Source organism: Streptomyces sp. NPDC020490 (assembly GCF_044335305.1).
Lineage (GTDB): Bacteria > Actinomycetota > Actinomycetes > Streptomycetales > Streptomycetaceae > Streptomyces.
In genome coordinates, this window is the sequence record NZ_JBIRUY010000006.1 from 135,094 (window position 1) to 154,709 (window position 19,616).

The window sequence follows — 19,616 nt, forward strand, 5'->3', positions numbered from 1 at the left end:
TCACTCTTTCGATGAACCGTTCATGCCAGGGGAATGCGCAGACCAAGAAGAGCCCAAGAGACGCGATTTATGGGTGATTTGAGGCGCTTCGCCCGCTGGCGCGGTGGCCCGGTTCGCTGTCGGGCGGAGGAGGACGGCCACGAGCACGGCCGCGGCGGCCATGGCCGCGCCGCCGCAGCGCAGTGCCAGATGGAGCCCGTCGACGAAGGCGGTGTCCACGGCGGCCTGCACGGACGCGGGCAGGGCCCGGGTTCCGTCTGCTCCCGTGCCGACGGCCGAGGTCGCGATGGTGTGCCGGGTCTCGGGGGCAACGTCCAGCCGATCGAGCGATCCGCTCAATGTGGCGGCCAGGCGGCTGCTGAGGACGGCTCCCAGGGCGGCGACGCCGACGACGCCGCCGAGCTCGCGCAGCATGTTCAGGGTCGCGGAGGCCATGCCGGCCTGGGCGAGCGGGACGCGCTTCATGACCATGACGGACACCGGCGTGAAGCTCATCCCCATGCCGATGCCCATGGCGAGCAGCACCCACAGATATTCGAGGTAGCGGGCGTGCTGACCGTAGAACGAGAGGCCGCCGAGAGCCGTCGCGCACAACACCAGGCCGGTCACCAGGGGAATCCGGGGGCCCAGGCGCGCGGTGAGGGCGGCGGACAGCGGCGCGGCGACGGCGATCATCGCGGTCATGGGCAGCCCTGCCAGGCCCGCGCCCGACGGCGCCCAGCCCATCACGTCCTGCATGAGCAACGGCAGGAAGAACGAGGCGCCGAACATGCCGAAGCTGATCATGAATCCGCTCACCGCGGCTCCGCTGAGCGCCGGGTCCCGGAAGAAGCGCAGGTCCAACATGGGTTCGGGGGTGCGGAGTTCGACCGCGACGAAGACCGACAGGGCTGCTGCCGCCACCGCCGCGAGGGTCAGGACACGGACGTCGGTCCAGCCGCGGGCCGGCCCTTCGACGAGGGCGTAGACCAGCGCGCCGAAGCCGAGCACCGACAGCGACTGGCCCGGAAGGTCCACCCGCCTGGCCCGGCCCGCGAACTCCGGGAGCACCCGGGCGGCGAGCAGCAGCCCCGCCACTCCGATCGGAACGTTGACCCAGAACACACTGGCCCAGCCGAACGCGTCCACCAGCGGCCCGCCCAGGACCGGACCGATCGTCAGGCCCAGGGCGGAGACACCGGACCAGAGCCCGACCGCCCGGGCCCGCTCCCTTTCGTCGGTGAAGACGTGCCGCAGGATCGACAGGCTGCCCGGCGTGAGCAGTGCCGCGCCGAGTCCTTGCAGCATCCGCGCGGCGATCAGCAGGCCGATCGACCCGGACAGTGCCGCCGCCGCGGATCCTGCCGTGAACAGCGCCAGTCCGGTGAGGAAGACCCGTCTGCGGCCGTACCGGTCGCCGAGTGTGCCGCCGGTGAGCAGGAGGGCGGCGTAGACCAGGCTGTACCCCTCGACCACCCACTGGAGTCCGCTGACGCCGGCGTGCAGCTGCTGCCCGATGCGGGGCAGGGCGTTGTTGACGATGACGTTGTCGAGCATCGCCATGAACATCGTGGCGCACAGGACGGCCAGCACGAGCCTCTTGCGCCGGGAGGTCAACTCCTCCATCACATTCCCTAACGGTGTTAGTCGGTACCTGGAGCCGACAGCGTGCCCCTAACGGTGTTAGATTGCAAACCGGCTCTTTCGACGGAGGGTGGCCGGTGGTACGAGACAGCGGTGCGGCCGAGGGCGCCGCGCAGCCGGGACTGACCCGCCAGTCGCTCCTCGCGGCGGCCCTGCGAGTGCTGGAACGTGAGGGCGTCGGCGGGCTGTCGATGCGCAAGGTCGCCGCCGAACTGGGAGTGAAGGCAGCCTCCCTGTACTGGCACGTCCGCAACAAGGAACAGCTGCTGGACCTGCTCGCCGACGAACTCATGGCCGATGCCGAGCCGCCGCCCAGGCAGGGCGACTGGCGGGAGCAGCTCCGTGAGTACTCGCTGCGCTACCGGCGCCACCTGCTCGGCAAACGCGACTCCGCCAAGGTCGTCGCGGGGCGGCTCGCACTGGGCCAGAACCTGCTGCGTCTCATGGAGGACCAGTTGGACCGGCTGCGTGAAGCCGGATTCTCCGACGCCGACGCCGCCCTGGCCAACTACCTTCTCGGCGCCTTCGTCCAGGGCTTCGTGCTCCAGGAGCAGTCACCCATCTCCGCGTCCGAGACCGAGGGCGCCAGCCGTTCCGAGGTCGCCCGGGCGGCGGCCGACCGACTGCGCGGACTGCCGGAGACGACGTTCCCGAACCTCGTCGCCCTGGCCGGCGACCTCACCACCCCGTCCATGGACGACCGCTTCGCCTTCGGCCTCGAACGTCTCCTCGACGGCCTGGCAACCCTGCGCACCGAGAACCCCGCACATCCGGACAACTGAACCCGCTGCGGTGGCAGGCAGCATGGGGCCCCACGCTGCCTACGGCCCGGGCTTCGCGCGGCTACGGCCCGGGCGTCGCGCCGCTACGGCCCGGGCGTCGTGCCGCTACGGCCTGGGCTTCGCGCCCCGTTCCTTGAGCATGTCCGCCATGAGGGCGATCTCCGACTCCTGCGCCTCGACCATGCCCTGGGCCAGCCGCTTCTCCACGCCGACCGTGCACTTGGCCGCGCAGCCCTCGGCCATGTGGACGCCGCCCTTGTGATGGTCCGTCATCAACTGGAGGTAGAAGACCTCCGCCTGCCTGCCGCTGAGCGTGCCGAGCTTCTTCATCTCGGTGTCGGTGGCCATGCCCGGCATCAGCGCGCCGTCGCCGGAGCCGGAGGTCATGTCACCCATGCCCATCCAGGTCATCGGCGCGTCGGCCGACACCTTCGGCAGCCCCCACAGGTCCAGCCAGCCCAGCAGCATGCCGCGCTGGTTGGCCTGCGTCTGCGCGATGTCGTAGGCGAGCCGCCGCACCTCCGTGTCCTTGGTGCGGTCGCGCACGATGTACGACATCTCCACGGCCTGCTGGTGATGGACCGCCATGTCCCGCGCGAAACCGGCGTCCGCGGAGTCGGCGGCCGGCACCTTGCCGCCGCCGTCGTCCTCCGCGGCCGCGTAGGTGATCGCACCGGCCGCGACGAGCGCCGCCGCGGCGGCGCCCGCGATCCAGCCGACGAGCCTCACTTCATCCTCCCGCCGGTGCACGAGGCACCCGGCTCGGGCGTCTGCTTGCCCTGCACATAGGTGGCGAAGAACTTGTCCACCGCCGGGTCGTCGGCGCTCTTGACGGTGAGCTGGTGGCCCCACGCCGACAGCATCAGCGGCGCCGCCTGCTTCGCGTACGGACTCATCAGGGTGTACGGCGTCTTCTTCACCTTCGCCGCGAGCGCGGCGACGTCGCTCTTGGCCGCCTTGTCGGTGTACGTCACCCACACCGCGCCGTGCTCCAGCGAGTGCACGGCGTTCACGTCCTGCACCGGCTCGGTGTAGACGTTGCCGTTGCAGTTGAGCCACACCGGATTGTGGTTGCCGCCCACCGGGGGATGCATGGGGTAGGCCACCGACGTGCCGACGTGCGTCCGGGAGAGCTTGCCCGACCAGGTGCGCACACCGTCCTTGCCGGTCACGAAGTGACCGGAGTCGCCCGAGCCCTTCGCGTCGGACGACGCCCCGCCGGAGTCGTCCGACTGCGACCGGACGACGAAGACCCCGCCGACGACGAGACCGGCCACGGCCACCACACTGGCCGCGACGACGAGTATCCGGTTTCGCCGCTCGCGAGCCTGTTCCGCGCGCCGCATCTCCTCTATGCGCGCCTTGCGTGCCGCGCTGGTGGTCTTCGAGCCCATGGGGTGTGTCCTTCTGGGGAACTGGGGAAAGGGGACCGGTCCGGTCCGCTGATCGTAATGGCGCGCACCGGGCGGCAGACCGAAGGCGCCGGGGAAAGACCGGATCGATACGGGGCCGAGCAGGTCGCCGGAAAAGTTGTATCGCGGATGCGTATTACCTACTCTGCTGGCATGCGGCTGTTGCGATCCACCGACCTGGCTCTGCGTGTGCTCATGCAGCTGGCCGTGGCGGACGCCGCCGCGATCCCCACCACCCGGGACGTCGCGTCCGCGGTGTCGGCTCCGTACACGCACGTCGCGAAGGTCGTGGCCGAATTGCAGCGCATGGGCCTGGTCGACGCCCGCCGCGGCCGGGGCGGCGGGCTCGCGCTCACCGAGAAGGGCCGCACGGCGTCCGTGGGGGGTGTGACGCGCGCCTTCGAGGGCGTCACCGAGGTCGTCGAGTGCGAGGGCGTCACGCCCTGCCCGCTGAGCTCCGACTGCCGGCTGCGCGGCGCGCTGAAGCGGGCCCAGGAGGCGTTCTTCGCCTCGCTGGACCCGCTCACCATCGCGGACATGGTCGCCGCCCCCGCCGGCTCGATGCTGCTGCAGATCGGCAGGGTGGCTCCGTGAACCGCCGAACGTCTCCGTTACTCCTGGCCCTCCTGCGCCAGCCACAGGTCCGGTCCGAACACCTCGTAGTGGATGTCGGCCGGCGCCACGCCCTTCTCGATCAGCTGCGTCCGCACCCTGCGCATGAAGGGCAGCGGGCCGCACAGGTACGCGCGCGTGCCGGCGGGCACGTCCACGTCCGCGAGGTCGACCAGGCCGGTGCGGCCGGACTCGCCGGCGTCCGCCTCGTACCAGAAGTGGACCGACGCCTCCGCGAGCTTGCTCGTGTAGGCGACGTGGTCGGCGCGCAGGGCGTGCGCGGCGGGGGAGCGGTCGCCGTGCACGACGGTGACCGGGGCGCGGTGGCCGGTCTCCGCGAGCTGGGCCAGCATCGCGACGATCGGGGTCACGCCGATGCCGGCGGACGCCAGCAGCAGCGGCGTGTCCGCGGCGTCGTCCAGGACGAGGTCGCCGTAGGGGGCGGACAGCTCCAGGACGCTGCCCGCACGCGCGTGCGTGTGGAGGTGGTGGGAGACCTCGCCGTCGGGCGCCGAGCCGTCCCCGTTCACCCGCTTGACGCTGATCTGCCGCTCCGTCGAGCCGGGCGCCCCGGTGAGGCTGTACTGGCGTATCTGGCGGGCGCCGTCCGGCAGCTCGACGCGTACCGAGACGTACTGGCCCGCCCGGAAGCCGGGCACCGGACCGCCGTCCACCGGGCGCAGCCGGAAGGTGACGACGTCGTCGGTCTCGGTCGCGCGCTCGACGACCTCCCACTGCCGCCAGCCGGGGTCGCCGGCCTCCTCGTACAGCCGCTTCTCGATCGCGACCAGCGCGTTCGCCATCAGCCAGTAGACCTCGTCCCAGGCGGCGGCCACCTCGGGCGTGACGGCCTCGCCGAGCACGCCGGCGATGGCGGCGAACAGGTGCTCGTGGACGATCGCGTACTGGTCCGGCGTGACGCCGAGCGAGGCATGCTTGTGGGCGATGCGGGACAGCATCGCGTCCGGCCGGTGGTCCGGGTGGTCCAGCAGGTGCGTCGCGAAGGCGGCGATGGAACCGGCCAGTGCCTGGCGCTGGGTGCCGGCCGCCTGGTTGCCGCGGTTGAAGAGGTCGCGCAGCAGTTCGGGCCGGGCGGCGAACATGCCGGCGTAGAAGCGCTCGGTGATCTCGTCCAGGTGCGCGCCCACGGCGGGGAGGGTGGCGCGGACGGTGGCGGCGGACTGTTCGGACAGCATGGTGGCTCCTCGGGTCTCAACTGATCGATCACGCTAGTAAAACTTGCATTTGAGATGCAAATTAAGCGGACGTGGCGTCGCTCACGCACGCGCACATCCGGCCATTACGGATGTCGGCGCGAACAGGCAAGATGGGCGGTGGGCGTCGCGGATGGGCGTCGGCCCGTCACCGCCGTACACCTGCCGGACGCGAGGCGTTCAGGCCGGGGTCGGACGGCCGATCATGTGCGGCAACGCGCATGAAATGCTGTTGTGGTGGGATGCTCAGGTGCCCGACCGCCTCCCGTGGCGGGGAGACGAACGGCCTGACCAGCAAGGATGGGGAAGCGGAAGATGGACAAGCAGCAGGAGTTCGTGCTCCGGACGTTGGAGGAGCGCGACATCCGGTTCGTACGCCTGTGGTTCACGGACGTGCTGGGCTTCCTGAAGTCCGTGGCCGTGGCCCCCGCCGAGCTGGAGCAGGCGTTCGACGAGGGCATCGGCTTCGACGGCTCGGCGATCGAGGGCTTCGCCCGGGTCTACGAGTCCGACATGATCGCCAAGCCGGACCCGTCGACCTTCCAGATCCTGCCCTGGCGCGCCGAGGCCCCCGGCACCGCCCGCATGTTCTGCGACATCCTGATGCCGGACGGCTCGCCGTCCTTCGCGGACCCGCGCTACGTCCTCAAGCGCGCCCTGGCCCGCACCTCCGACCTGGGCTTCACCTTCTACACCCACCCGGAGATCGAGTTCTTCCTGCTGAAGGACAAGCCGGTGGACGGCTCCCGCCCGACCCCGGCCGACAACTCCGGCTACTTCGACCACACCCCGCAGAACATCGGCATGGACTTCCGCCGCCAGGCGATCACCATGCTGGAGTCGATGGGCATCTCGGTGGAGTTCTCCCACCACGAGGGCGCCCCCGGCCAGCAGGAGATCGACCTGCGCTACGCCGACGCGCTCTCCACGGCGGACAACCTCATGACGTTCCGCCTGGTGATGAAGCAGGTGGCGCTGGAGCAGGGCGTGCAGGCGACGTTCATGCCGAAGCCGTTCTCCGAGCACCCCGGCTCCGGCATGCACACGCACCTCTCCCTCTTCGAGGGCGACCGCAACGCCTTCTACGAGTCGGGCGCCGAGTACCAGCTCTCCAAGGTCGGCCGCTCCTTCATCGCGGGCCTGCTGCGGCACGCGGCGGAGACCTCCGCGGTCACCAACCAGTGGGTGAACTCCTACAAGCGCATCTGGGGCGGCTCCGAACGCACCGCCGGCGCCGGCGGAGAGGCCCCCTCCTACATCTGCTGGGGCCACAACAACCGCTCCGCCCTGGTCCGGGTGCCGATGTACAAGCCCGGCAAGACCGGCTCCGCCCGCGTGGAGGTCCGCTCCCTGGACTCCGGCGCCAACCCCTACCTGGCGTACGCCGTCCTGCTCGCCGCCGGCCTGAAGGGCATCGAGGAGGGCTACGAGCTCCCGCCGGGCGCCGAGGACGACGTCTGGGCCCTCTCCGACGCCGAACGCCGCGCGATGGGCATCGAGCCCCTCCCGCAGAACCTCGGCGAGGCCCTCTCCCTGATGGAACGCAGCGACCTGGTCGCCGAGACGCTGGGCGAGCACGTCTTCGACTTCTTCCTCCGCAACAAGCGCCAGGAATGGGAGGCGTACCGCTCCGAGGTCACGGCCTTCGAACTGAAGAACCTGCTGCCGGTGCTGTAGGCGCAGGTCAGGCGGGTTCCCGGCGGGGCCGACGGTCACAGACCGCCGGCCCCGCCGCGTCACTACCGCGGAGCAGGTGGCAGAAGGAGTCCCGGAGCGAGGTCACATCGTTCGCTGCGGAAGAATCCGCCGATGCCGCAGGCATCGACCCACGTCTCCAGGCGTTCACGATCAAGGGGAAGCTTCACACCGACTTCGAGAAGAAGACCGGCTGGCGCTACTCGATCACGGCCACGAACATCCTGCGGCACATGTGGGGCATCGCTGGCTCGCATCAGATCCGCGGCCTGCTGTGCGGTGAGCTCCGCGTCCACCGGCATGACCTGCACGCCCTTGCCGCTCGCCGACGCTGCCGACGTGACGGGGAACATCTCGGACGCCGGCCGGGGCAGGACCAGCGCCGTCGGTTCCGGTTCACGGCCGTGTGCGGCGGTGGCCATCGTGGTCCCCCCTGTCGAGTCGCCTGTCCGCCGGCGAGCTTCGTGAGGTCCGCGCTTCGCTACGGGTAGGCCGGGGAAACCGCCGCCGTGCTGATGCGCCGGGGCTTGCCCGTGCCGTCCGCCGGGACTTCGTACAGGTCGGCTCCGTAGTCGCCCGGGAGGGCGTAGACGAGGGTGTCGGTGCTCTGCCAGAGGGCCTGGTCGTCGACGCTGCGGGGTTCTGCCAGCGGGGTTTCGCGCATCGTGCGCAGGTTGAGGACGTACAGGCGCCACGGGGCGTCCTTCGGCAGGCCCGGGACCCGCTTCTTGAAGGCGACGCGGGTGCCGTCGGGGGAGAGGGACGGGCATTCGACGTTCGCGCGCAGGGTGGTGACCGTGCGGGTGCGCAGGTCGCCGCGGACCAGGTAGGTGCGCCCCTTCGTCGCCAGCGTCGCGTAGAACGTGCGGTCGTCCGCGGCGAAGGTCACGCCCCAGAAGTTCACGTCCGACGAGCGGTAGGGGTGCCCGTCCCTCACGATCCGGAACGCCTCCAGCGACGGGATCAGCTTCCCCGTGCGCACGTCCACGATCGCCGCCCGCGTCGAGAAATCCGTCCCCGCGTACGAGTCGCCGCCGACGAACGCGGTCCACGTGGCCAGGTGGCCGGTCGGCGAGACCCGGGCCCGGGAGGGGATGCCGGGAACGTCGTAACGGGCCCTCACCCGCAGACGCGCGTCCAGTACGAGGGCCCGGTAGGTGTCCGAGACCGCGCCGTGCACCGCCTGCAGGCACACGCCCGTGCCCGCGGCGACGTGCAGGCGCAGGCACTTGACGCCCGAGGCGAGCCGGGGGCCGGCCGGGTCCGAGGCCGCGACCGTGGTCAGCTCGTCGCGGTGCGGACCCCAGGCCATGTTGCGGAAGACCAGCCGGCCCGGCGCGGTCAGGACGACCTTCCCGGAGGTCACCCGCGGCCCGCCCGGCCGGGCCCGGTCCCGGCGCTCCGCGCGCGCCGACGCGTGCAGCACGGACGCCACCGCGACCGCCGCCAGCACCACCACGGCCGACAGCAGGACGACGACGCGGTTGCGAGCGGTCATGACGCACAGCCCTTCCTCAGCACGGTCACGGACACGGCCGCGCACACCGCCAGCGCCGCCGTCGACGCCAGCAGCGCCGCACGGTCGCCCCACAGCGTCCAGGCCGCGCCGAAGCCCAGCGAGCACGCGAACCGGGCGAGCGCCTGCCCGGTCTGCACGACCGCCAGCCCCGACGAGCGCAACTCCTCCGGAACCCCGTCCGACGCCGCCGCCATCAGCACGCCGTCGGTCGCGGCGTAGAAACCGCCGAGCAGCGCCAGGACGGCGTACGGCATCGCGGCGCCGTGCCACGACGTGAGCAGCAGCCCGTACGCCAGCAGCAGCGCCCCGTGCCCGGCCAGGAACACCCGCCACCGCCCCGCCCGGTCCGCCAGCCGCCCCAGCACCACCGCCAGCAGCAGGAACGCGGCGGCCGTCCCCAGCGGCAGCAGCGCGAACCACCGGTCGGCGACCCCCGTACGGCGTTGCAACAGCAGGTAGACGAACGAGTCGCTGACCGTCGCCAGACCCAGCAGCACCGCGCACATCGTCAGCCGCCGCAACTCGCGCCGCCGCAGCAGCCCCACCGCCGCCCGCAGCGTGGGCCGCTCGGACACCTGCCCCGACCGCGCCCCGCCCGGCACGAACAGCACCAGCACCAGCACACCCACCGCGGCGACGCAGAAGCTCACCGTGAAGACGGCGTCGTAGCCGTCCACCGTGGCCCGCAGGATCCAGAAGGCCGCCAGCGGGCCCAGCAGCGCGCCCGCCGTGTCCATGGCCCGGTGCACGCCGAAGGCCCGCCCCAGCGTCTCCGGCGTGGACGACAACGAGATCAGGGCGTCGCGCGGGGCGGTGCGCAGCCCCTTGCCGGTGCGGTCGGCGGCCAGCACCAGCCTGATCGGCGTCAGCGAGTGCGCCACCAGCAGCAGCGGCTTGCACACGGCCGAGATGCCGTACCCAAGACCGGCCACCCACTTGTGCCGGCCCCCGCCCCGGTCGGCCAGGTGGCCCCCGGCCAGCCGGACGAGCGCCGAGAAGCCGTTGTAGACGCCGTCCAGCAGCCCGAAGCCCAGCGGCGACAGACCCAGCCCCGCCACCAGGTACAGCGGCAGCACCGCCGTCACCATCTCCGACGACACATCGGTGATCAGGCTGACCGTGCCGAGCGCGAGGACCGTGGGGGCGACCGCGACGCGCCGCCCGGCCGAGGGCCGGACGGCGCCGTCCGCGGACGCCGGAGTCGCGCGGCTGTCCGCTACGTACATGTCAGGACGCCCAGATGCCCGTGATGTCCTTGGCGGAGGCCGCGTTGCCCGCATGGCTGCTCAGCCCCTGCGAGTCCTCCAGCGTGCGCAGCAGGTCGTAGTGGTTGTACGTCGTGGAGGTCGACGATCCCGCGGCCACCGGCTGCCCGTACAGCACCGTCGGGATGCGGTTGCCGCTGAGCCGGTTGTCCTCGTCGAAGGTGACGACCAGGAGGCTGTTGTGCGTCTTGGCCCAGGTCGCGTAGGCGCCGAGATTGTTCTTCAGCCAGGTGTCACCGGTCGACACCGAGCAGTCGTGCATGTCGCTGCACAGGTTGGGGATCACGTACGACACGTCCGGCAGCGTCGAGTAGTCGGCCGGGAACTGCGCCAGCGTCTTGGCACTCGACGTCGGCACGTTGCTGAAGCCGAACCACGGGTTGTGCTTCTGCGCGTAGTTCCCGCTGCTGCACGTGGTCGAGCCCTGGCTCGGCAGCGACTCGTTGTAACTGGCCCAGGTGCCGCCCGCGGCGATCACCTCGGAGGCCAGGTTGGCGGCCGACGAGAAGCCCGGCGTGACGCAGCTGTCGTCCGTGACGCCCTGGGTGGAGCCCGAGAACATCGCGTAGTAGTTGGGCTGGCTCGGGTGCGTCTCGGCGTACGCCTGGGTGAGGTTGGCGCCGCCGGACTTCAGCGAGTTGATGTACGGGGCGCTGGAGGAGCCGATCACCTGGCTGTAGGCGTGGTTCTCGAAGACCACGACCACGACGTGGTCCGGGGCCGGCACGCCGGTCGCGGCGGACGACGAGCCGCCGAGACCGGCCCACACACCGGCGGCCGCCGCGGTGAGGCCGAACGACGCGAGCGCGGCACGGCTGCGTCGGAACACGAAACTGCCGGACACATCTACCTCCCGGAGGGGGACAGGACTGGCGGTGCCCAGAAAGCATGCACACGTCAAAAGCTTCCCACTCCACACTCACCCACCCCACCGGATGAAGTCCACGTGAACTACTGAAGCGCCCCCCGAACAACCCCGCCACCCGCACCGGTGAAGCCGTAGCGCCACCGGCGGGAGGCACGTACGGGCCGTCGCGCGACCCGCGCCCGCGCACGGCGGGAAGGGGACGGGACGGGGGTGTCCGCCCGCAGCGGTTGGCGCGTCAACGCCCGTACCTCTCGAACCCCCGATTCCGCGCCGTTCCGAGGACGGACACCCCCGTCCCGGCCCCGACCCACACGCCACCGCCCGCGCTACGCGCACCCCCCGAAACCCGCGCAGGCCGCCGCAGGCACAACCCACCCGCAGCCGCAGGCACAACGCACCCGCAGCCGCAGGCACAACGCACTCGCCGCCGCAGGCAGTTAGGCTCAACGCGTACCGCCGTGTTCCGACAGGAGGCCGAGGATGACCGCGCCGGGGCGCAGAAGCAGCACCTTCATACGGCTCCTGCGGCACGGCTTCACCGACCCCTCGGCCGCCGAGCGCCTCCTGGACAGCCCGGAACTCACCGCCGTACGCGACGACCCGATCCTGCTGGACGCGCTCGGCGCCACCGCCGACCCCGACCTGGCCCTGCACGGCCTGGTCCGCCTCCTCGAAGCCCAGCCCGGCCCCGCCCCCACCGCCCGCCGCGAACTGCTCGACACGCTGACCTCGGCCAAGCCCTTCCGGGACCGCCTCCTCGGCGTGCTCGGCGCGTCCGCCGCCCTCGCCGACCACCTCGCCCGCCACCCCCGCGACTGGGAGGCGCTCGTCACGTACGAGCCGCGCGACCTGCACCCCGGCGTGCCGGAGTTCGAGCGGGGCCTGGCCGGCGCCACCGACCCGGTCGCACTCCGCGTCGCCTACCGCCGCTGCCTGCTGTCCATCGCCGCCCGCGACGTCTGCGGCACCGTCGACGTCGCCCAGACCGCCGCCGAACTCGCCGACCTCGCCACCGCCACCCTGCGCGCCGCCCTGGCCGTGGCCTGCGCCGCCGCGCCCGACGACGCCGCGCTGTGCCGGCTCGCGGTGATCGCGATGGGCAAGTGCGGCGGTCACGAACTGAACTACGTCTCCGACGTGGACGTCATCTTCGTCGGCCAGCCCGCCGACTCCGCCGATCCCGCCGACGTCGCCGACGAGGGCAAGGCGATCCGCGCCGCCACCCGCCTCGCCTCGCACATGATGCGGATCTGCTCGGAGACGACCGTCGAGGGCTCGATCTGGCCGGTCGACGCCAACCTGCGCCCCGAAGGCCGCAACGGTCCCCTCGTCCGCACCCTCAGCAGCCACGTCGCCTACTACCAGCGCTGGGCCAAGACCTGGGAGTTCCAGGCCCTGCTCAAGGCCCGCCCGGTCGCCGGCGACCTCGCGCTGGGCGAGGAGTACATCGCCGCGCTCGACCCCCTGGTGTGGCAGGCGGCGGAGCGCGAGAACTTCGTGGCGGACGTGCAGAAGATGCGCCGCCGGGTCGTCGAGAACATCCCCGCCACGGAGATCGACCGGGAGCTGAAGCTCGGCCCGGGCGGCCTGCGGGACGTCGAGTTCGCCGTCCAGCTGCTGCAGCTGGTGCACGGCCGGACCGACGCCGCGCTGCGCAGCGGCACCACGCTGGACGCGCTGCAGGCGCTGGCGAGGGGCGGGTACGTGGGCCGCGCCGACGCCGTCCAGCTCGAGGACGCCTACCGCTTCCTGCGCTCCATGGAGCACCGTATCCAGCTGTACCGGCTACGGCGCACGCACCTCGTGCCCGTGGAGGAGGCCGACCGGCGCCGCCTCGGCCGCTCCCTCGGCCTGCGCATCGACCCGGCCGCCGAGCTCGACCGCGAGTGGCGGCGGCACACCGGCGCCGTACGCCGCCTGCACGAGAAGCTGTTCTACCGCCCGCTGCTCGACGCGGTAGCCCAGCTCGCCCCCGGCGAGGCGCGGCTGAGCCCGGAGGCGGCCCGCGAGCGGCTGGTCGCGCTCGGCTACGCGGACCCGGCGGCGGCCCTGCGCCACCTGGAGGCCCTGGCGTCCGGCGTGAGCCGCAAGGCGGCCATCCAGCGCACCCTGCTGCCCGTGCTGCTCGGCTGGTTCGCGGACTCCGCCGACCCGGACGCCGGACTGCTGAACTTCCGCAAGGTGTCGGACGCGCTGGGCAAGACGCCGTGGTACCTGCGGCTGCTGCGCGACGAGGGCGCCGCCGCGGAGAACCTCGCGCGGGTGCTGTCGGCCGGGCGGCTCGCCCCCGACCTGCTGATGCGCGCCCCGGAGGCGGTGGCGCTGCTCGGCGACGGCGACGCCGGCGGCTTGAATCCGCGCGGGCGCGCGCAGCTGGAGCAGGAGATCCTGGCCGCCGTCGGCCGCGCCGGAACCGCCGAGCAGGGGGTCAACGCGGCCCGCGGTGTCCGGCGCCGGGAGCTGTTCCGCACGGCCGCCGCGGACATCGTCGGCTCCTACGGCACCGAGGCCCAGCCGGCCGAGGCCGACCAGGGCGCGCTGGTGGACCGGGTCGGCGCCGCGGTGTCCGACCTGACGGCCGCGACGATCGCGGGCACCTTGCGCGCGGTGGTCAGGGACGGCTGGGGGGACACGCTGCCCACCCGGTTCGCCGTCATCGGGATGGGCCGCTTCGGCGGGCACGAGCTGGGCTACGGCTCCGACGCGGACGTGCTGTTCGTGCACGAGCCGCGGGAGGGCGTCGACGAGCGGGAGGCGGCGGACGCGGCGAACAAGGTCGTCGCCGAGATGCGGCGGCTGCTCCAGCTGCCCAGCGCCGACCCGCCCCTGCTGATCGACGCCGACCTGCGCCCCGAGGGCAAGTCCGGCCCGCTGGTGCGCACCCTGAAGTCCTACGAGGCCTACTACCGCCGCTGGTCGCTGGTGTGGGAGGCGCAGGCGCTGCTGCGGGCGGAACCGGTCGCCGGCGACGAGGACCTGGGACGCGCCTTCGTCGGACTCGTCGACCCGCTGCGCTACCCGGCGCGGGGGCTCGGCGACGACGCGGTGCGGGAGATCCGCCGGCTGAAGGCGCGGATGGAGTCGGAACGGCTGCCGCGCGGCGCCGACCCGAAGCTGCACACCAAACTGGGGCCGGGCGGCCTGTCGGACGTGGAGTGGACCGTCCAGCTGCTGCAGATGCGGCACGGGGCGACCGAGCCGGGCCTGCGCACCACCCGCACCCGCGAGGCGCTCGCGGCCGCGGCCGCCGCCGGCCTGATCGCGCAGGAGGACGCCGCCACCCTCGACGAGGCCTGGGTGCTGGCGACCCGGGTGCGCAACGCGGTGATGCTCGTGCGGGGCCGGGCCGGCGACACGTTCCCGTCGAACGCGCGGGAGCTGGCCGCGGTGGGGCGTTACCTGGGGTACGGCCCCGGGCACGTCGGCGACATGCTCGACGCGTACCGGCGCACGGCCCGCCGCGCCCGGGGCGTGGCGGAGACGCTGTTCTACGGAGCCTGAGGAGCCGCGGACCCGCCCTCCGCGAACTTGCCCTCCGCGAACTTGCCCTCCGAGAACCCGCCCTCCACGAACCCGTCCGAAGCTCCCGCCAAAGCCCCCTGCGAAACCACCGCCGCCTCCGCCGGCACCGCCCCCGCCTCCGCCGACACAGCCCCCGCCTCCGCCGCCCCCGCCTCCGCCGACACAGCCCCCGCCTCCGCCGGCACCACCCCCGCCGACACAGCCCCCGCCTCCGCCGGCACCACCCCCGCCGACACAGCCCCCGCCTCCGCCGGCACCGCCCCCGCCTCCGCCGGCACCGCCCCCGCCGGCACCCGTGAGAGCGCGTACGGCACGCTGCCGTACCACACCCACGCCACCGAGAAGCCGAACGTGAGGCACAACAGGCCGCCCACCGCGTCGAGCCAGAAGTGGTTGGCCGTGGCGACGATGACCACCAGCGTCGCCGCCGGGTAGAGCAGACCCAGCACCCGCACCCACGGCACCCGGGCCAGCGCGAAGATCGTCAGCCCGCACCACAGGGACCAGCCGATGTGCATCGACGGCATCGCGGCGTACTGGTTCGACATGTGCTTCAGGTCGCCGGAGGCCATCGAGCCCCACGTCTCGTGGACCATGACCGTGTCGACGAAGCCGTCGCCGCGCATCAGACGCGGAGGCGCCAGCGGATACAGGTAGTAACCGACCAGCGCCACGCCCGTCGTCGCGAACAGCGCCAGCCGGGTCGCCGCGTACCGGCCCGGGTGACTGCGGTACAGCCACACCAGCACGCCCAGCGTGACCACGAAGTGCAGTGTCGCGTAGTAGTAGTTCATGCCGACGATCAGCCAGGTCACCGAGTTGAGGCCGTGGTTGACGGAGTCCTCGACGGCGATGCCCAGGTGACGCTCCGTCTGCCAGATCCAGTCGGCGTTGCGCAGCGCCTCGGTCCGCTGCTCCGGGACGGCGTTGCGGATCAGCGAGTACGTCCAGTAACTCACCGCGATCAGCAGGATCTCGATCCAGATGCGGGGCCGGCCCGGAGAACGCAGCCGGCGCAGCCGGCCCGGCTGGTCGACGCCCGTGACGGCCTGCGGAACGGCCACTTGCCCGCGGTCTTCCGGCCTGGTCACGGTCGAGTCACCCATAGGCACAAAGTCTGCCAGAAACGCCTTCTGACCCGATCATCCCCCGGTCGGGTCCGCACCGCACGTTCTCCGCCCTGAGGACGATTCCGCCCTGAGACATGCCAAGGACCCAAGACATGCCAAGGACCCGGGACATCCTAAGAACGGTTCCGCTCCCCGGGCGCCGAAGCGGTCGAACCGCGCACCACCAGCTCCGGCATGAACACGAACTCGCTGTGCGGCGCCGGCGTCCCGCCGATCTCCTCCAGCAGCGTGCGCACCGCCGCCTGACCCATCGCCGGGACCGGCTTGCGGATCGTGGTCAGCGGCGGGTCGGTGAAGGCGATCAGCGGGGAGTCGTCGAAGCCGACGACGGAGAAGTCCTTCGGGACCTCCAGACCGTGCTGCCGGGCGGCCCGTATCGCGCCGAGCGCCATCATGTCGCTCGCGCACACCACCGCCGTGCAGTTCCGGTCGATCAGCGCGGTCGCGGCGGCCTGGCCGCCCTCCAGGGTGTAGAGCGAGTGTTGCACCAGCTCCGACTGGATCGTCTCCGCGCTCAGCCCCAGCTGGTCCTGCATGGCGCGCACGAACCCCTCGATCTTGCGCTGCACGGGCACGAAACGCTTGGGACCCAGGGCCAGGCCGATCCGGGTGTGCCCCAGCGACACCAGGTGGGTGACCGCCAGCGTCATCGCCGCCCGGTCGTCGGGGGAGATGAACGGCGCCTGCACCTTCGGCGAGAAGCCGTCCACCAGCACGTACGGCACTCCCTGGGCGCGCAGCCGGTCGTAGCGCTCCATGTCGGCGGTGGTGTCCGCGTGCAGTCCGGAGACGTAGATGATCCCGGCGACCCCGCGGTCGACGAGCATCTCCGTCAGCTCGTCCTCCGTCGAGCCGCCCGGGGTCTGGGTGGCCAGCACCGGGGTGTAGCCCTGCCGCGTCAGCGCCTGGCCGATGACCTGGGCGAGCGCCGGGAAGATGGGGTTCTCCAGCTCCGGGGTGATCAGGCCCACCAGGCCCTCGCTGCGCTGCCGCAGGCGCACCGGGCGTTCGTAGCCCAGGACGTCGAGCGCGGCCAGCACGGACTGGCGCGTGGTGGCGGCGACGCCCGGCTTCCCGTTGAGGACGCGGCTGACGGTCGCTTCGCTCACCCCCGCCTGAGCAGCGATATCGGCAAGCCGTGTGGTCACAGGACTCGACTGTAGCGGGCGCATGTCGCTTTGCGTACCAATCGGACGCCGTGCGCGGCCGGTTGCACGGCCCGCTGCGGGCTGCTGCGTCATCGAGGTCCCTCGTGATTCTTCGTCGGCGTCGTCGTTGGCGTCCGTCCGCAAGGGATGATTCCCCCGTCGGAAACATATGGCAAGAGCTTGCAGAGTCTTGCACGAGTGCCCCGCACCGCGCTCAGCGGCCCCGATACGGGGTTTCCGGGGTGTCGACGGCAGGTCACGGGCACGTAACTCTCGAATCGTCTTGCAGTTTTTTGCAGCAAGGTCTTTCGCTGCGCTTACATCGCTGTTACGTTCCCTGTCGCCCGGCCGCGGCAACGGCGCAGTCGGCAACACAGCAGGGAGCGGCAGACGGGGCCGCCCCCCGCACCACACGGGCTTTCACCCTCAAGGAGAACTCATGCGGCGTGGCATAGCGGCCACCGCGCTGGTGGCGTCCCTCGCCCTCGCGGCGACGGCCTGCGGCGGAAGCGACAGCGGCGACAACAAGGCCGACGGTCCGGTCACCATCACCTGGTGGGACACCTCCAACGCCACGAACGAGGCGCCGACGTACAAGGCCCTGGTCAAGCAGTTCGAGGCCGCCAACAAGGGCATCAAGGTCAAGTACGTCAACGTCCCCTTCGACCAGGCGCAGAACAAGTTCGACACGGCCGCCGGCTCCAAGGGCGCCCCGGACGTGCTGCGCAGCGAGGTCGGCTGGACCCCCGCCTTCGCCAAGAAGGGCTACTTCCTGCCGCTGGACGGCACCGAGGCCCTCGCGGACCAGAGCAAGTTCCAGCCCAACCTGATCGAGCAGGCCAAGTACGACGGCAAGACCTACGGCGTGCCGCTGGTCACCGACACCCTCGCGCTGGTCTACAACAAGGCCCTGTTCGAGAAGGCCGGCATCACCGAGGCCCCCAAGACCTGGGACGAGCTGAAGGCCGACGCCGCCAAGATCAAGACCAAGGCCAAGGTCGACGGCTACTGGGGCTCCACCCAGGCCTACTACGCGCAGACCTTCCTCTACGGCGAGGGCACCGACACCGTCGACGCCTCCGCCAAGAAGGTCACCGTGAACTCGGACGCCGCGAAGAAGGCGTACGGCACCTGGCTGAGCATGTTCTCCGGCAAGGGCCTGCACAAGGCCGACACCACCGCCGACGCCTACGCCCACATCCAGGACGCGTTCGTCAACGGCAAGGTCGCCGCGATCATCCAGGGCCCCTGGGAGATCACGAACTTCTACAAGGGCTCGGCCTTCTCGGACAAGTCCAACCTCGGCATCGCCACCGTCCCGGCCGGCTCCAGCGGCAAGGCGGGCGCCCCGACCGGCGGCCACAACCTGTCGGTGTACGCCGGTTCCGACTCGGCGCACCAGAAGGCGGCGCTGAAGTTCGTGAACTTCATGACCTCCGCGAAGACGCAGACGCAGATCGCGCTGAAGAACTCCACCCTGCCGACCCGTGACGACGCCTACACGGCCGAGGTCAAGGCCGACCCGGGCATCGCCGGCTACCAGACCGTGCTGCCCGCCGCCCAGCCGCGGCCGGCCCTGCCGGAGTACAGCTCCCTGTGGGGCCCGCTGGACACCGAGCTGCCGAAGATCGCCGGCGGCAAGGAGTCCCTCGACAAGGGTCTGAGCAACGCCGAGCTGGCCATCGCCAAGCTGGTGCCCGACTTCAGCAAGTAAGCACGATCGGCCGCCGGGTCCCCCTGAGCACGCGGGGGGATCCGGCGGCACCGGCCTGTGCCCGGCCCGTCCCGTTGAACTTCCAGAAGGTGTCGAACATGACAGTCGCCATCGACCGCGCGACCGGCAGGCGCCGCGGTGACCGCGCGCCCGAGCCCGGGCTGGGCCGGCGCCTCAAGAACAGCTACCGAAGGCACTGGTACGCCTACGCGATGATCGCCCCGGTGGCGGTCGTCCTCGGCGTCCTCGTGCTGTACCCCCTGGCGTACGGCCTCTACCTCACCCTCACCGACGCCAACAGCCTCAACACCGCGCGCACGATCGGCGTCAACCACATCGACGCCACCTACAAGTTCATCGGGCTCGACAACTACAAGGACATCCTGTTCGGCGCGACGTCGTACGACCGCTTCTGGTCGCACTTCATCTGGACGATCGTGTGGACCGCGCTGTGCGTCGCCCTGCACTACTCGATCGGCCTGGGCCTGGCCCTGCTGCTCAACCAGCGGATGCGCGGCCGCACCGTATACCGGCTGATCCTGATCCTGCCCTGGGCGGTGCCGACCTTCGTCACCGTCTTCGGCTGGCGCTTCATGCTCGCCGACGGCGGCATCATCAACCTCTTCCTCGACGCCCTGCACCTGCCGGCGCCGGACTGGCTGGAGGACACCTTCTGGCAGCGGTTCGCCGCCATCATGGTCAACACCTGGTGCGGTGTGCCGTTCATGATGGTCTCGCTGCTCGGCGGCCTGCAGTCCATCGACTCCTCGCTGTACGAGGCCGCCGAGATGGACGGCGCCAGCGCCTGGCAGCGCTTCCGCTACGTCACCCTTCCGGGCCTGCGGTCCGTCAGCTCCACCGTCGTCCTGCTCGGCATCATCTGGACCTTCAACCAGTTCGCCGTGATCTTCCTGCTGTTCGGCACCACCGCCCCGGACGCCCAGATCCTCGTGACGTGGGCCTACTACCTGGGCTTCGGACAGCAGCCGCGTGACTTCGCGCAGTCGGCCGCATACGGCATCCTGCTGCTGGCCATTCTGATCGTCTTCACCTCCTTCTACCGCCGCTGGCTGAACCGCAACGAGCAGCAGCTCGCGATCTGAGGCAGGAGC

Annotated in this window: 15 protein-coding genes and 1 pseudogene; 6 read left to right on the forward strand and 10 right to left on the reverse strand. The window is 71.4% G+C overall.

Annotation, left to right across the window (positions count from 1 at the left end; genetic code table 11):
* Complete coding sequence (locus ACH4ZX_RS09365) at nucleotides 1-1,605, reverse strand: MFS transporter (RefSeq protein WP_398269947.1); 1,605 nt, start codon at nucleotides 1,603-1,605, stop codon at nucleotides 1-3.
* A 95-nt stretch (nucleotides 1,606-1,700) separates the two neighbouring features.
* On the opposite strand from ACH4ZX_RS09365, the gene ACH4ZX_RS09370 reads away from it, so the two are divergent.
* Entirely contained in the window at nucleotides 1,701-2,405 is a 705-nt protein-coding gene (locus ACH4ZX_RS09370) for a TetR/AcrR family transcriptional regulator C-terminal domain-containing protein (RefSeq protein ID WP_398269950.1), read from the forward strand.
* A 105-nt stretch (nucleotides 2,406-2,510) separates the two neighbouring features.
* Here the strand turns inward: ACH4ZX_RS09370 and ACH4ZX_RS09375 are convergent, their stop codons facing one another.
* Nucleotides 2,511-3,134 (reverse strand): DUF305 domain-containing protein, encoded by a 624-nt coding sequence (locus ACH4ZX_RS09375; protein ID WP_398269953.1) that lies wholly within the window; start codon nucleotides 3,132-3,134, stop codon nucleotides 2,511-2,513.
* Nucleotides 3,131-3,799, reverse strand: coding sequence for a DUF3105 domain-containing protein (locus tag ACH4ZX_RS09380; RefSeq protein WP_398269956.1), 669 nt, complete (start codon nucleotides 3,797-3,799; stop codon nucleotides 3,131-3,133). The genes ACH4ZX_RS09375 and ACH4ZX_RS09380 overlap by 4 nt, the downstream gene beginning before the upstream one ends.
* Before the next feature lie 171 nt (nucleotides 3,800-3,970).
* On the opposite strand from ACH4ZX_RS09380, the gene ACH4ZX_RS09385 reads away from it, so the two are divergent.
* Nucleotides 3,971-4,411: an RrF2 family transcriptional regulator gene (locus tag ACH4ZX_RS09385; RefSeq protein WP_398269959.1), complete on the forward strand. Its 441-nt coding sequence runs from the start codon at nucleotides 3,971-3,973 to the stop codon at nucleotides 4,409-4,411.
* Between the two features lie 17 nt (nucleotides 4,412-4,428).
* Here the strand turns inward: ACH4ZX_RS09385 and ACH4ZX_RS09390 are convergent, their stop codons facing one another.
* Entirely contained in the window at nucleotides 4,429-5,625 is a 1,197-nt protein-coding gene (locus tag ACH4ZX_RS09390) for a globin domain-containing protein (protein ID WP_398269962.1), read from the reverse strand.
* 333 nt (nucleotides 5,626-5,958) lie between these two features.
* On the opposite strand from ACH4ZX_RS09390, the gene glnA reads away from it, so the two are divergent.
* Nucleotides 5,959-7,320: a type I glutamate--ammonia ligase gene (gene glnA / locus ACH4ZX_RS09395; protein ID WP_324784541.1), complete on the forward strand. Its 1,362-nt coding sequence runs from the start codon at nucleotides 5,959-5,961 to the stop codon at nucleotides 7,318-7,320.
* Nucleotides 7,321-7,382: 62 nt separating this feature from the next.
* Here glnA and ACH4ZX_RS09400 read toward each other — a convergent pair whose 3' ends face one another.
* Genes ACH4ZX_RS09400 through ACH4ZX_RS09415 form a run of 4 tightly spaced genes read right to left on the reverse strand, consistent with a single transcriptional unit; the run spans nucleotide 7,383 to nucleotide 10,966 of the window.
* Nucleotides 7,383-7,760 (reverse strand): hypothetical protein, encoded by a 378-nt coding sequence (locus ACH4ZX_RS09400; protein ID WP_398269966.1) that lies wholly within the window; start codon nucleotides 7,758-7,760, stop codon nucleotides 7,383-7,385.
* A 59-nt stretch (nucleotides 7,761-7,819) separates the two neighbouring features.
* Nucleotides 7,820-8,836: a TolB family protein gene (locus ACH4ZX_RS09405; protein WP_398269969.1), complete on the reverse strand. Its 1,017-nt coding sequence runs from the start codon at nucleotides 8,834-8,836 to the stop codon at nucleotides 7,820-7,822.
* Nucleotides 8,833-10,083 (reverse strand): MFS transporter, encoded by a 1,251-nt coding sequence (locus tag ACH4ZX_RS09410; RefSeq protein WP_398269972.1) that lies wholly within the window; start codon nucleotides 10,081-10,083, stop codon nucleotides 8,833-8,835. The genes ACH4ZX_RS09405 and ACH4ZX_RS09410 overlap by 4 nt, the downstream gene beginning before the upstream one ends.
* Nucleotide 10,084: 1 nt before the next feature.
* Nucleotides 10,085-10,966, reverse strand: a complete 882-nt coding sequence (locus ACH4ZX_RS09415) for an alkaline phosphatase family protein (protein WP_398269975.1) — start codon at nucleotides 10,964-10,966, stop codon at nucleotides 10,085-10,087.
* 504 nt (nucleotides 10,967-11,470) lie between these two features.
* Here ACH4ZX_RS09415 and ACH4ZX_RS09420 point away from each other — a divergent pair.
* Nucleotides 11,471-14,491: a bifunctional [glutamine synthetase] adenylyltransferase/[glutamine synthetase]-adenylyl-L-tyrosine phosphorylase gene (locus ACH4ZX_RS09420; RefSeq protein ID WP_398269978.1), complete on the forward strand. Its 3,021-nt coding sequence runs from the start codon at nucleotides 11,471-11,473 to the stop codon at nucleotides 14,489-14,491.
* Nucleotides 14,492-14,789: 298 nt separating this feature from the next.
* Here ACH4ZX_RS09420 and ACH4ZX_RS09425 read toward each other — a convergent pair.
* Both ACH4ZX_RS09425 and ACH4ZX_RS09430 read right to left on the reverse strand, forming a co-directional pair.
* Nucleotides 14,790-15,618 (reverse strand): annotated as a pseudogene (locus ACH4ZX_RS09425) (phosphatase PAP2 family protein); the annotation flags it as partial.
* Nucleotides 15,619-15,755: 137 nt separating this feature from the next.
* Complete coding sequence (locus ACH4ZX_RS09430; RefSeq protein WP_398269981.1) at nucleotides 15,756-16,790, reverse strand: LacI family DNA-binding transcriptional regulator; 1,035 nt, start codon at nucleotides 16,788-16,790, stop codon at nucleotides 15,756-15,758.
* A gap of 439 nt (nucleotides 16,791-17,229) precedes the next feature.
* Here ACH4ZX_RS09430 and ACH4ZX_RS09435 point away from each other — a divergent pair, with 439 nt between their 5' ends.
* Nucleotides 17,230-18,504: an extracellular solute-binding protein gene (locus ACH4ZX_RS09435; protein ID WP_398269984.1), complete on the forward strand. Its 1,275-nt coding sequence runs from the start codon at nucleotides 17,230-17,232 to the stop codon at nucleotides 18,502-18,504.
* Nucleotides 18,505-18,602: 98 nt separating this feature from the next.
* Nucleotides 18,603-19,607, forward strand: a complete 1,005-nt coding sequence (locus ACH4ZX_RS09440; RefSeq protein WP_398269988.1) for a carbohydrate ABC transporter permease — start codon at nucleotides 18,603-18,605, stop codon at nucleotides 19,605-19,607.
* The last annotated feature ends 9 nt before the right edge of the window (nucleotides 19,608-19,616 follow it).

Coding starts and splice junctions, on each gene's coding strand:
- ACH4ZX_RS09365 (WP_398269947.1), bottom strand. CDS start 1,605: ATGGAGGAGTTGACCTCCCGGCGCAAGAGGCTCGTGCTGGCCGTCCTG.
- ACH4ZX_RS09380 (WP_398269956.1), bottom strand. CDS start 3,799: ATGGGCTCGAAGACCACCAGCGCGGCACGCAAGGCGCGCATAGAGGAG.
- ACH4ZX_RS09385 (WP_398269959.1), top strand. CDS start 3,971: ATGCGGCTGTTGCGATCCACCGACCTGGCTCTGCGTGTGCTCATGCAG.
- ACH4ZX_RS09390 (WP_398269962.1), bottom strand. CDS start 5,625: ATGCTGTCCGAACAGTCCGCCGCCACCGTCCGCGCCACCCTCCCCGCC.
- glnA (WP_324784541.1), top strand. CDS start 5,959: ATGGACAAGCAGCAGGAGTTCGTGCTCCGGACGTTGGAGGAGCGCGAC.
- ACH4ZX_RS09400 (WP_398269966.1), bottom strand. CDS start 7,760: ATGGCCACCGCCGCACACGGCCGTGAACCGGAACCGACGGCGCTGGTC.
- ACH4ZX_RS09405 (WP_398269969.1), bottom strand. CDS start 8,836: ATGACCGCTCGCAACCGCGTCGTCGTCCTGCTGTCGGCCGTGGTGGTG.
- ACH4ZX_RS09410 (WP_398269972.1), bottom strand. CDS start 10,083: ATGTACGTAGCGGACAGCCGCGCGACTCCGGCGTCCGCGGACGGCGCC.
- ACH4ZX_RS09420 (WP_398269978.1), top strand. CDS start 11,471: ATGACCGCGCCGGGGCGCAGAAGCAGCACCTTCATACGGCTCCTGCGG.
- ACH4ZX_RS09435 (WP_398269984.1), top strand. CDS start 17,230: ATGCGGCGTGGCATAGCGGCCACCGCGCTGGTGGCGTCCCTCGCCCTC.
- ACH4ZX_RS09440 (WP_398269988.1), top strand. CDS start 18,603: ATGACAGTCGCCATCGACCGCGCGACCGGCAGGCGCCGCGGTGACCGC.